The following is a 12323-nucleotide window of genomic DNA, read 5'->3' as shown; positions in this document are numbered from 1 at the left end:
GTCTCTAAAAATAGTAAGAGACCTTCTTTCATATGCTGTTTCAATTTCTCCACGTTCGTTCGATAAATGAAGAAGAGTATTAGGAAATATTGCTTAACGATGCATAATAAGAGGCAATAATTTCTTCATCTGAATGCGGAATTTCGTTGCCTTTTACAAGCTGAGCGCCGTTAATACAGCCGCTTGTGAGTAAAATAATATCATTCGGCTTTCCTAAAGAAAGCGACTTTAATACTCCTTCTGTTCGAGTAGGGGCACGGTGAATATTACTTGCGCTTGGATTTGAAAAACCCGTCATTACTTGATCTACAATTACGTTCGGATCATGGTGACCTGGATGATCAACAGTTACGACAATTTCATCAGCTTTTCCTTCAATGACACGCGCCATTTTAGGCATTTTATTAAAATCTCGAATGCCAATCCCTGCAATCATGACAATTAGCTGGTTATACTCCATCTTTTTTACTTCTTCTACTAAACGCGTAAGGGCAACAGGCGTATGGGCATAGTCTAAAATCACTTTTTGGTTATTAGGACCTTCTATCACTTGAAAGCGCCCTTCTGGACTTTCCAATTGAGGAAGCACGCTAATAATATCCTCAATGTGGTATTCAAAGTGAAGAGCTGTACCAATGGCCGCTAGCACGTTAGCAATGTTGTAATCGCCATATACAGGCACTGCTACTTTGTATGACTGTCCTTTATACAGTAAATCAAAGAAAGAGCCCCCTTCTTTGACAGTAATATTTTTTGCTTGCAGAGTGGCCTCCGCATTATTTAATAAGCTATACGTGACTTTAGTTCCTTCAAATAGCCTGCTTAAGTCTTTACCCATGTCCTGATCATCTATATTAATAACGGCATGTTTTGCCTGCTGAAATAATTTCATCTTGCACTTTTTATAGTGTTCAAACGTTTTATGATACTCTAGATGCTCTTCTGAAAGATTTGTGTGAATGGCTACATCAAAATAAATATTTTCTACTCGCTGCTGATCAATCGCAATTGAAGATACTTCCATCACTGCCGCTTCGTCGCCTCTTGTATACAAATCATAAAAAATTTTATGCAAGTCTACCGATTCAGGTGTTGTAGGCGTACTTTTTTTATAAACTAACTTCTTCTTTGATGACCAAATGCCGGTCGTGCCAATCGATCCTGTCGGCAATTTTAAAAGGGTTAAAAGCGACCTTACGTAAGCTGCTACGGTTGTTTTACCATTTGTACCTGTAACGCCAATTGTCTCAATTTTTTCATCCGTATAATCAAAATACATTTTAGAAAAAGATGCCATTACTTTGCGAACGTCGTCAACTGCTAAAAACGTACAGTGAGAATACTGAGTGCTCAAAAGACGAAGCTCCTCAATGCTTGTCCCAAAGACTGCTACGGCTCCTCTAGCTATAGCTTCTTTAATATATTGATGTCCATCTTCATTTTCACCTTTTATACTAAAAAATACTGATCCGTCGTGAACCTGCTTTGAGTGATATGTCAGATGGTTGATCGTTTGAGAGGCAGGCCCAAAAATATGTTTAATTGATAAGTTCATTAATGTATCAAAGTGGATGTTCATAGCTATTCCTCACAGTGTATAAATTTTATTTTTAATATGTTCTAAAATCCCTTAAATACTCTTTGAAGGATATTTTTTCTTTATTTCCATTTATAAAGAACTTTCTACAATTCAATCTTTTTATTTTGCTTTCATGTGTAGAACGAAAATAAAGAAAAGCCGGATCACTATTTTTCAAAACTAAAAGTATGTAAAATATGGATGAACTGTGTATATCATACCAGCAGCAAAAGCGAAGTATTGTAGTAAAATATTCCCCCTATACGTGCAAAACGAAACCACTCTTTAAAATAAAATAATTTCATAGAGTAAGTTGAATCATGATAAATACTTGAACGTGGGGTAAGAAAGATTACTGTATTAATCAGTGCCTTCCTTTGCAAAATAACAAAGAAAACATCATAATAAAAGATGCGCATAACAGCGTGAATGACTCTGTTTTGAAAGGATGGACTACAGCAAATGACGCGTTCTCTTTTAGCGATTGAACCACTTCCTCTTTTATTTTATCAACAGCCTACACTTGAATTAGCTCAGTCGCTGTTAGGATGTCTTCTTGTTCACGAAACGGCGGAAGGAACTGCATCTGGTTTCATTGTAGAAACTGAGGCTTATAAAGGGCCTTTCGACCGAGCAGCTCATAGCTTTAATAACCGGCGCACAAAAAGAACGGAGGTAATGTTCGGTCGTTCTGGTCATGCCTATACGCATACAATGCATACACATTGTTTACTCAATGTTGTAAGCAGCGACATCGATTGTCCAGAAGGCGTCCTCATTCGAGCTATTGAGCCATTTAGCGGAAAAAATTTGATGAAACATAGACGTCGAGGGATGGAAAATGAAATAAATTGGACAAACGGCCCTGGGAAACTAACAAAAGCACTAGGGGTTTCAATGGATTTGTACGGTCATGATTTAACCAGTCCTCCTCTTTATATTGCTCGTGGCTTCACTCCTTCAGAGATTTCCGCCGGACCTCGCGTTGGCATTGATAATTCTGGTGAAGCGAAGGATTACCCTTGGCGTTTTTGGGTTGCCAATCACCCGTTTGTATCGAAATTCAGGTGAACAAAAGGCGAATTGATTTATTAACGAAAATAAAAGAAGCACCTCTTTTTAGAGATGCTTCTTTTTGCTTACGCCCACCACATTTGTGAGGGAGTTTCTTCAATTAATACACTTTGTAAGTTTGTAACCGCGCGTTTAAATCCTTCTTCAATCGACATGATTGGATCTTCGTGTTCAATGCTGACTACATAATCGTATCCGTATGTGCGAAGTGCACTCATCATATCAGACCACTCTTTTACATCATGTCCGCATCCTACGGATCTAAACGTCCATGCACGCGTTTGGACTTCTCCGTATGGCTGCATATCCGTCAGGCCGTACATGTTAATATTATCCTGATCCAAGTACGTATCCTTTGCGTGGAAATGATGAATTGCATTTTCTTTTGCTAAAATTTTAATAGCTCCTACCGGATCAATTCCTTGCCACCATAAATGACTTGGATCAAGGTTAGCGCCAATCGCTGGACTTGTTTTTTCGCGAAGCTTTAGGAGCGTATACGGAGTATGAACTAAAAATCCGCCGTGAAGTTCTAAACCAATTTTTACATTTTGCTCCTCCGCTAGTTCTCCAATTTCTTTCCAATAAGGAACAAGCTTATTTTCCCACTGCCAATTCAATACGTCTCCATACTCGTTAGGCCAGGGAGTAACAGGCCAGTTTGGGTACTTCGCCTCTTCGTGATCTCCAGCTGTTCCAGAGAAGCAGTTAACCACTGGAACACCTACTAATGATGCTAGTTGAATGGTCTTGCGAAGCGTTTCGTCAGATTCTTTTGCAAAACTTGCCTCAGGTGAAATAGGATTGCCGTGGCAGCTAAATGCGCTGATTGTAAGTCCACGGTCTTTTATCTGCTTCATATATGCTTCTCTTTTTTCTTCATCTTCAAGCAGCTCATCTAGCGGACAATGGCTGTTTCCCGGATAGCCGCCCGTTCCGATTTCAACAGCATGAAGACCTGCTGCTTTTACTTTATCTAACATCTCTTCAAAAGAAAGATCCGCAAATAAGACCGTGAATACTCCAAGTTTCATTTTAATTTCCTCCTGTGCGATATATTTCGTCAATAATAGCTGAGACTTGAAGCGCTTCTTGTGGCTTTACCACTAATTCAGCATTTCCTTTACACGCTTCAACGAAATTTTTAGCCTGACTCAGGCTGTAATCATCTTCTCCATCTATCCAAGGTGACGTACTGTTCATGAGCATACCGTTTTTAGACGTGTATAGTTCAAATGGAAACACACTTAAACCGCCCTCTACCCCTGATATGCTTACGTGCTCTTCATCATCTTGGATATTAGCAGCCCAAGAAGTTTCTAAAAGAAGCGACGCTCCATTTTCAAATTTAATATAGGCCGTTACATGATCATCTACGCTGAATGTTTCATGATCAAATGCTCCCCATTGATTTAATTGGTTAGGCGTCTTACTCAGGTCATTATATGTACTTCCCAGCACTTCAGTATGCTTTGGGTTTCCCATCAGCCAAAGCGTTAAATCAAGCAAATGGCAGCCGTAATCAATTAAGCTGCCTCCTCCTTGAAGATCTTTGTTCGTAAATACTCCCCAACCGGGAACCTTTCGGCGACGCATTGCTCTGACACGTGCAACTAATGGGCGCCCTACCTCTGTCATCATTTTTTTCGCAGCCTGCGCTTCTTTCATGAATCGGTAATGATACGCAATCGCTAACTGCTTACCCGATTCTCTAGCAGCAGCAAGCATTTTTTCACCTTGCTCTTTAGACATCGCCATTGGCTTTTCACATAGGACGTGAACGCCTGCTTTTAGCGCTTCTACTGCAAACTCGGCGTGAAATTTATTCGGTGTACAAATACATACAGCATCCACTTCTTTAAACATATCTTTGTAATCAACAAATACGTGAGGGATATTATGCTCATTGGCTACCTCTGTGGCTCTTTCACTATTAATATCGCTAAGCCCCCAAATCACACATTCATCACCCAGTTGCTTGAATGCCGGGATATGCCTGCTTACAGCAATCCCTCCTGCTCCGATTATGCCAATTCTCACGTTTTTCACCTCTTACACGCGCGTAATTTGTTTCGTTTGACTTGATTTTAAAGCTGCTAAAATAACAGCAAGTGATTTTAATCCTTCTTCACCAGGAACAGGAGATTCTTTATCTTCCGCCACTGCATCTACAAATTGTTCAATGACGTGAGAATTACTTTGTCCGCCTTCATCGTTCGACTGGATTTTTCCTAATTCATAGTTCACCACTTCACCCGTTGCATATTGTGCAACTAATGAATACGTCGGATCGTCCTCCAAACGAAGAATCCCTTTCTCTCCGTAAACGATCGTGGAGTTATCTTCTTTTCCATTGTAAGCCCAGCTTGCCGCAAGCGTCCCGATAATCCCGCTTTCCGTTTTTAATACGCACACAGCATTGTCATCTACATTTGCAAAGTCTTTTGCATTGCTTTCTACAAATGCACCGACTTCTACAATTTCTTCATTCAATATGTAGCGGAGCATATCAGTTTTGTGAACGCCTAAATCCCCCATAGCCCCAATAAACGCTTCGTCTTTTTTGAAGAACCAGCTGTCTTTTCCGTCCACGCTCCAACCTTCAGGACCACCGTGGCCAAAAGCCGTACGGAAACTGTAAATTTTACCGATTTCCCCTTTTTCAATAAGTTCACGAGCTTTTTGATGAGAAGCTACAAAGCGCTGATTATGTCCGATCATTAGTTTTTTACCGTTTGTTTTTGCTGCTTCAATCATTGCTTTTGCTTCTTCTTCTGATGTTGCCATCGGCTTTTCACACAGGACATGAACTCCGCTGTTTAACGCTGCAACCGAAATAGGCGCATGAAGATAATTGGGCGTACATACGCTCACTGCTTCCACTGTACCGCTTGCTAAAAGTTCTTCGTAGTTTGTGTAAGCTTTTAAACCGTACTGCTGTGCTACGCTGTTTGCACGTTCTGTGTTTATATCGCAAACGGCTACTAATTCTACTTGTTCATTCATCTTATATTCTGGTAAGTGACGGTGTTGCGCAATGCTTCCGCACCCAATAACGCCAATTTTTACTTTTGCCATCTTTCCTATCCCCTTTGCTTAAGCATTATTAATTAGTTTTTAACAGCGATTGATTCAAGCGGTTGCGCATTGCCGTAAACAGGACGTTTTCTCTCCGCTGGCTTCGCCCATTTAATAGCATTCATAATGACACGCTGAATGTCTTTGTTATGGTATGTTGGATATGTTTCATGTCCAGGTCTGAAATAAAATACTTTTCCGTTTCCGCGTTTGTACGTGCAGCCGCTTCTGAAAATTTCTCCGCCTTCAAACCAGCTCGTGAAAATTAGTTCATCAGGTGCTGGAATATCAAAGTGCTCTCCATACATTTCTTCGCGCTCAAGCTCGATAAATTCACCAATACCTTCCACAATCGGATGGCTCGGTTCTACTACCCACAAGCGCTCTTTTTCATCCGCTTCACGCCATTTTAAGTCGCAGCTTGTGCCCATTAACGTTTTAAAAATTTTAGAAAAGTGACCTGAGTGTAAGACAATAAGCCCCATACCGTCTAGCACGCGCTGCTTTACTTTCTCAACGATGTCATCTTTCACTTCGTCATGTGCTAAATGACCCCACCATACTAAAACATCCGTTTGATTTAATACTTCTTCAGTCAACCCGTGTTCTACTTCGTCTAATGTTGCGGTGTGTGTACGAAACCCTCCTTCTTCTAAAAAAGAAGCGATGGCACCGTGAATGCCTTCAGGGTAAATTTCTCTTACAACCGGATTTTTCTGTTCATGACGATTTTCATTCCATACTGTAACATTAATCATTTTCATATCCCCTTTTTTTGTGAATGCTAACTTATATCCCCTTTTTTTATAAAGGCTAAACTTTGGTTAATCGGTTAACTTACTGCGGTTCACCCGCGCTTAGCAGTTGAATCTCGAATAATAAGTTCAACCGATAATTTCACATGCTGCAGCGTGCTGAAACGGTGTTCAATTGCTTGAATAACCGACGTCGCGGCGACGACTCCTTTGTTAAATACATCTTGACGAATGGTTGTTAGACTGGGAGATGCATAGCTACTAAACGTTATGTCATCAAACCCTACGATTGAGTAGTCCTGCGGAATTTTTTTCCCCTTTTCTTGCAGTGCTTTCATAATTCCAAGCGCCAGCGTATCAGAGGATGCAAAAACCGCCCGAATATCCTTGTGATCTTTCAGCAGCTTGTTCCCTAAATTGTAACCGTTATCAAACGAACTTTCGTTCACTTCAAAAACAAACGTCTTTGATGGTGTAATGCCCGCTTCTTTTAATGCTTTCTCGTAGCCTATATACCTCTTTTTATCTACTGGACTATTGACGAGGTGATGAGCAACAAAGGCAATTTCTTTGTGCCCCAAATTCACTAAATGGGTTGTAGCTAGATATCCTCCATACTCATCGTCTACAGAAATATGATGATAATCACGTTCGTACCTTTCATATGTATCTACTAGCACAATCGGATTCGATAACGCTTTCATTTTCTCATACAATCGATGCGGGAAGGCTCCTAAAAACAGAAGACCATCAATATTTCTCGTTCGAATCCATTTTAGGCAATCAGCCGGGCTACTCGCTCCAGATATGACTAGATCATAACCATGCTTACGGATTACATATTCAATTCCACTAATCATTTCACTGTAATAATGGTTATCTTTAAATATAGTAGAAAGTGAATCATCGGTAAGCGGGAACATAACGCCAATCATATTTGACTTTTGTTTCGAAAGACTAACGGCGGTTAAATTTGGTTCGTAGTTTAATTCTTTTACCGCTGTTAAAATTCGCTCTTTTGTTTCATCGGATACTTTGTTAATTCCGTTTAAGACGTAAGATACTGAAGCTGCAGACACTCCTGCATGCTTCGCTACATCACGAATCGTTATCTTTTCTCCCATAAAATCTCTCCAGTTAAACGGTTAACTATTTACTCGTTCATTATAATTCACTCCTTTATTATCAGTCAACGTATTTTTCAAATTATCTGTTAACTATTATAATTTCTTCCTAGATTGGTATGTTTTAAGCAGTGACAAGATGTATTGACACCTGTTAATCTTTGAAACGTACATATAAAGTTCGGTGCACAGCACGCACCGATCCGTGATAAAAGGGGCGTTCAAAAGGATTTCAGGAGGTACTTACTTTATGTTTAAGAAACTAGTAATTATTGGAGCACTAGCAGTTCCTATGTTCGGCATGAGTCACGTGGCAAATGCCGCTGAAACAACCCATCGCGTAAAAGCTGGAGAGACTCTTTACAAGATTGGCGCTGAATACGGAGTTACGGTTGAACAGTTAAAAGAAGCGAATCACAAATCTACCGACTCTATTAATGCAAATGAAACACTAACAATCCCTAACTCTATTAGCGAAAGTGATAAAGAATTGTTAGCTCGCCTTGTACAAGCTGAAGCAAAAGGCGAACCTTACGCTGGCAAAGTGGCTGTAGCAACAGTTGTCTTAAACCGCGTGGATAGCGATTCTTTCCCAAATTCTATTCATGATGTGATTTATCAAGGTAGACAGTTTACACCCGTACAAAACGGTGAAATCAATAAAGCAGCGGATGCTGAAGCAAAAAAAGCTGTGAATGAAGCACTAGCTTTTAGAGGCCAAGGAAAAGGTTCGTTATTCTTCTTTAATCCAGATAAAACAAGTGACCAATGGCTTCGTCAAAAACAGGTTACGATTACAATCGGAAATCACGTTTTTGCAAAATAAACAAAAAAAGCACTCAGATGAGTGCTTTTTTTAATATGCAACAAGTAAGCTTAATAGAACAGCTATAATAATAATAGGCAATACGTATTTAACTAGAAAGAACCATGCGTTGAATAATTTAGCGCCTTTTGTACTTCCTGAAATAAACTCTTCATACACGGCTTCTTTTTTCATTTTAAATGTCACAAAAATCGCAATGGCTAAACTTCCCAGAGGCAGCATTAAGTTGCTCACAAAAAAGTCAGCTACGTCAAATATACTTCTGCCAAAAAGTGAGACATGTTTTAGTACACCAAACGAAAGCGCTGATGGGATACCTACCACAAACACAATAATCCCTGATAAAGAAGCGTAGCGAGTTCGTTTTGTCTGATCGTCTTTGGTTAAAGCAGCTACGATAATTTCCAGCAGTGAAAAAGCAGACGTAAGCGTAGCAAATAGAAATAAAATTAAAAACAGTGCTAAAAAGACGGTACCAAACGGCATTTTCTCAAATACTGTTGGCAAGACCACAAACAAAAGTCCAGGTCCTTCAGTTGGCTTTAATCCAAATGAAAAAACGGCTGGAAAAATAGCCAAGCCCGCCAGCAGCGAAACAAACAAGTTCAAAAGAGCAATAGTACCAGCTGAACGTGTCAAGCTTACTTTTTTCCCTAAATAAGAGCTATATGTCACCATGCAGGATAATCCCACGCAAAGCGAGAAAAACGACTGACCGAGCGCATAGAGAACAGATGCCCCTGTAATGGCTGAAAAATCCGGTTTCAAAAAGAACTTTACTCCGTCCATTGCTCCGTCTAATGTTAAAGAACGCACCACGATAATGATAAAACAGATAAATAACAGCGGCATCATGTATTTATTAGCACGCTCTATTCCTTTTTGTACGCCTTTTGAAATAACAAACACTGTAATTAATAAAAACAGCGCCTGTGCACCTAATACTACATAAGGTTGGCTAATGACGGCATTGAACAACGGGCCGTACTCTTTTCCGCTTAGCATACCGGTTACGCTCATAATCGTATATAAAATCACCCAGCCGCCAACGACGCTGTAAAAGGAAAGCAAAATGACACAGCTTAGTACTCCCAGCCTGCCAATCCATACCCAAGCGGATTTTGGAGCAATTGCCTTATAAGCACTAATCGCTTCTTTCCCCGTATGTCTTCCAATGATAAATTCTGCCAACAGAAGCGGCAATCCAATAAAAATCGTAAATAAAATAAACAACGCAAAAAACGCTCCACCGCCACTGGTTCCCGTTACGTATGGAAACTTCCATATCGCTCCTAGACCAATTGCTGCCCCAGCAGATGCTAAAATAAAACCGAGGCGTGAAGACCACTGATTTCCTTTACTCATATAATGTTACTCTCTCCTCTTCTAAACTCAAAACTCACCTGATTAGTACTGTACCATAAATGCAGAAGAAAATCATTCCCGTTTTACTTTTTTCTATAAAACGATATCTATATAGAATAGAAAAAATGAAGAAGCAGCTGCTTCTTCATTTTAAGTTTGATGTTTCTATTCAAAAATCATTCTCTGTACGATGATTCGTCTCCGCGATAGGCTTCTTGATTTGATATTTCTTCAATATGCATATGCCCTTCTCTCTCTAAACGAAGAACCGTACGCTCTGCATCTTCATAGCTCTCGCATGTCACTTGTTTATATTCCATATCATCTTTATCTGTGTAAGCAACTAAATATGTTTCCATTTTAACTCCTCCTATATAACCTATATGTAACGTATTTTGCCTTTTTCGTTTATTTCTAAACATATAGGCTCCAAACATAAAGCCTAGCATACTATAGTAGCGGAACTTCAATTTAAAAAAGTTGAATTTTTCATTATGCACCGATGCAACATGGAGGTTACACTTATGACATTTATTTTATCATTCGTACCAATTGTTGTTCCTTTTGGTATTTTAATTAGCTTAATTGCTTTTACAGCTGCTTTTTTACAATCAAAAGAGCATCATAAAAAGCTCTAGCTTACAAAAGCTAGAGCTTCTTTTTAAAAACGTCTATAGCGTTTAATCAATCCCACAATAATGGCAATTGCTAATAAAACAACTAAAATGATGACAGTAATGACAATTGGCTGATTTCCACTTTGCTTCACTGCAATGGCAATATAAGCCCAAATAAAAACAAGCGGATAAACAGCGTCTCGGTTTTTTAATGTAAACATAATGCCCAGCACAGCTCCTACCAGCAGCATAATAATCGTCCATGTTAACTCGTTTAAGCCAATCAAGTGCTGTATTCCATTTGCTTGAAATACGACAAACACATTGACAATAGTCGCAACAGAAATCCATCCAAGATAAAGCGAAATCGGCAGACGCATAAACCATGTCGTCATTCGAGAATGCTGAATAGTGGAATACACAATCATTAATGTGCCTAGAATAAAGAGCATAACTAAAAGAGATAACTTATAGTAATCGTTTTGGAAAATAAAGATCCACGCACTATTTAACAAACAGTTTAGAAAAAACCAAATGCCGATACGTGCATATATTTCCTTTTGATCTTCTCTTGCAAAAAATTGGCGTATAACCCAAATGGTTAATAATAAATAAATAACGCCCCAGATAGCAAAGGCATAACCCGCTGGTGTAAACAACGTAGGAACTTGCGCAGAAGCTTCTCCCGTTGTTTTGCCTCCTATTGGAATGGCATTTGCTAAATAATTCACAAGTAGTGTAATAGCCAAGCCTACTGTATTTAATACAGCATACAAACGAAATTTCGCCATTTTGTTCTCTCCTTTCTTCTATTTATATGGGAGTGTTTCGGAGACGAAAACGGCTCTTCCCTTCATTAATACCTCTTCTCCCCTAAAAATATGCATTTTTAACCAAAAATGATTAAAAATAGCTTTAAGAAATTTCCTCTTTAAGAAAGAAAAGTTATTAGCACACAATTCCCCATAACGCTTTCTATTTTTCAGAATATATGGTAAGTTAAACGTAGATTAATAGGAAGTCCACTAGGGGTGCCACCGGCTGAGACAAGTTTTCTTGATCCCTTTGAACCTGATCTGGCTCATACCAGCGTAGGAAAGTGGCAATGTTCAGTTTTTTACTGTCCTTTGCCACTCCGTTTATAAACGGAGTGTTTTTTATTTCCTTTATGTGCTTGTTTGTGACTTCCTCATATTAAAGGAGGATTTTGATGTCATTTTCATCTCAATTAAGACAAGAAGCAAACTATATTTACGAAGCCATTTTTAACCATCCTTTTATTAAAGGAATTGCTGAAGGAAACGTGCCAAAAGAAGCGCTTATTCACTACGTTTCTCAAGATTACGAATACTTAACAGCATTTGTTCGCATTTACGGCGCTGCTTTAACAAAATGCCGCACGCGTACCGAAATGGAAGCCTTTAATGCCGGCATTTCTACGGTATTACATAGTGAAGTACACCCTCACAATAATTTTTGTGAAGTAGCAGGCGTACGTTATGAAGACCTTCACACTGAGACGCTTTCACCGACGGCCAGCCACTACATTAACCATATGACAAGTGTTGCGCATACAGGCAGCTTAGCAGAAATCATTGCAGTGCTTCTTCCATGTCCATGGACGTACGTTGAAATTGGCCAGCGCATTACAGAACAAGTAAATCCATCTCCTTCTCATCCTTTTTATGAATGGATTCAGTTTTATAATAATGAAGAAATGAATGGCACAACACAATGGTTTTGTAACAAGCTTGATGAACTCGCCGAACAAGCGACTGAAGAAGAACGTAACCGTATGAAAGATCACTTCATCAAAAGCTGTGAACTGGAGTATTTATTTTGGGAAATGGCATATACCCAAGAAAAATGGCCGCTTTCTCAGCTTTTACTTTCAAAATAACGAAA

The 12323-nt window shown here is 39.3% G+C and carries 12 protein-coding genes and 1 riboswitch; of the genes, 3 read left to right on the top strand and 9 right to left on the bottom strand.

Features of this window, described 5'->3' with window-relative positions; translation table 11 throughout:
• Positions 1 to 79: 79 nt before the first annotated feature.
• Entirely contained in the window at positions 80 to 1579 is a 1500-nt protein-coding gene (locus BG04_RS22035) for a UDP-N-acetylmuramoyl-L-alanyl-D-glutamate--2,6-diaminopimelate ligase (RefSeq protein ID WP_034652530.1), read from the bottom strand.
• Positions 1580 to 2041: 462 nt separating this feature from the next.
• On the opposite strand from BG04_RS22035, the gene BG04_RS22030 reads away from it, so the two are divergent.
• Positions 2042 to 2650 carry a DNA-3-methyladenine glycosylase gene (locus BG04_RS22030; protein ID WP_034652533.1) on the top strand — a complete coding sequence of 203 codons (609 nt, stop codon included), beginning with the start codon at positions 2042 to 2044 and terminating at the stop codon, positions 2648 to 2650.
• Between the two features lie 68 nt (positions 2651 to 2718).
• On the opposite strand, the gene BG04_RS22025 is transcribed toward BG04_RS22030, so the two are convergent.
• The 5 genes from BG04_RS22025 to BG04_RS22005 form a co-directional block, all read right to left on the bottom strand.
• Complete coding sequence (locus BG04_RS22025) at positions 2719 to 3687, bottom strand: sugar phosphate isomerase/epimerase family protein (protein ID WP_034652536.1); 969 nt, start codon at positions 3685 to 3687, stop codon at positions 2719 to 2721.
• A 1-nt stretch (position 3688) separates the two neighbouring features.
• On the bottom strand, positions 3689 to 4693 hold the full coding sequence (locus BG04_RS22020) for a Gfo/Idh/MocA family protein (RefSeq protein WP_034652538.1): 1005 nt from the start codon (positions 4691 to 4693) through the stop codon (positions 3689 to 3691).
• Positions 4694 to 4705: 12 nt separating this feature from the next.
• The gene (locus BG04_RS22015; RefSeq protein WP_034652539.1) at positions 4706 to 5731 is read right to left on the bottom strand and encodes a Gfo/Idh/MocA family protein; all 1026 of its coding nucleotides are present in this window, start codon (positions 5729 to 5731) and stop codon (positions 4706 to 4708) included.
• 32 nt (positions 5732 to 5763) lie between these two features.
• Entirely contained in the window at positions 5764 to 6489 is a 726-nt protein-coding gene (locus tag BG04_RS22010; protein ID WP_013056851.1) for a ThuA domain-containing protein, read from the bottom strand.
• Positions 6490 to 6578: 89 nt separating this feature from the next.
• On the bottom strand, positions 6579 to 7610 hold the full coding sequence (locus BG04_RS22005; protein WP_016763945.1) for a LacI family DNA-binding transcriptional regulator: 1032 nt from the start codon (positions 7608 to 7610) through the stop codon (positions 6579 to 6581).
• A gap of 250 nt (positions 7611 to 7860) precedes the next feature.
• On the opposite strand from BG04_RS22005, the gene BG04_RS22000 reads away from it, so the two are divergent.
• Positions 7861 to 8436, top strand: a complete 576-nt coding sequence (locus BG04_RS22000) for a cell wall hydrolase (RefSeq protein ID WP_034652541.1) — start codon at positions 7861 to 7863, stop codon at positions 8434 to 8436.
• 30 nt (positions 8437 to 8466) lie between these two features.
• On the opposite strand, the gene BG04_RS21995 is transcribed toward BG04_RS22000, so the two are convergent.
• The 3 genes from BG04_RS21995 to BG04_RS21985 form a co-directional block, all read right to left on the bottom strand.
• Entirely contained in the window at positions 8467 to 9801 is a 1335-nt protein-coding gene (locus BG04_RS21995) for a sodium-dependent transporter (RefSeq protein WP_034652542.1), read from the bottom strand.
• Positions 9802 to 9977: 176 nt separating this feature from the next.
• Positions 9978 to 10160 carry a hypothetical protein gene (locus BG04_RS21990; protein ID WP_013056847.1) on the bottom strand — a complete coding sequence of 61 codons (183 nt, stop codon included), beginning with the start codon at positions 10158 to 10160 and terminating at the stop codon, positions 9978 to 9980.
• Between the two features lie 302 nt (positions 10161 to 10462).
• Positions 10463 to 11209, bottom strand: a complete 747-nt coding sequence (locus BG04_RS21985; protein WP_034652544.1) for a TspO/MBR family protein — start codon at positions 11207 to 11209, stop codon at positions 10463 to 10465.
• Positions 11210 to 11435: 226 nt separating this feature from the next.
• Positions 11436 to 11533: riboswitch (TPP riboswitch) on the top strand.
• 95 nt (positions 11534 to 11628) lie between these two features.
• Between BG04_RS21985 and tenA the strand changes: the two genes are divergently transcribed.
• On the top strand, positions 11629 to 12318 hold the full coding sequence (tenA, locus tag BG04_RS21980; protein ID WP_016763941.1) for a thiaminase II: 690 nt from the start codon (positions 11629 to 11631) through the stop codon (positions 12316 to 12318).
• Positions 12319 to 12323: the final 5 nt, after the last annotated feature.

This window comes from Priestia megaterium NBRC 15308 = ATCC 14581, assembly GCF_000832985.1.
Taxonomy (GTDB): domain Bacteria; phylum Bacillota; class Bacilli; order Bacillales; family Bacillaceae_H; genus Priestia; species Priestia megaterium.
This window is presented reverse-complemented; position numbering and strand designations above follow the sequence as displayed.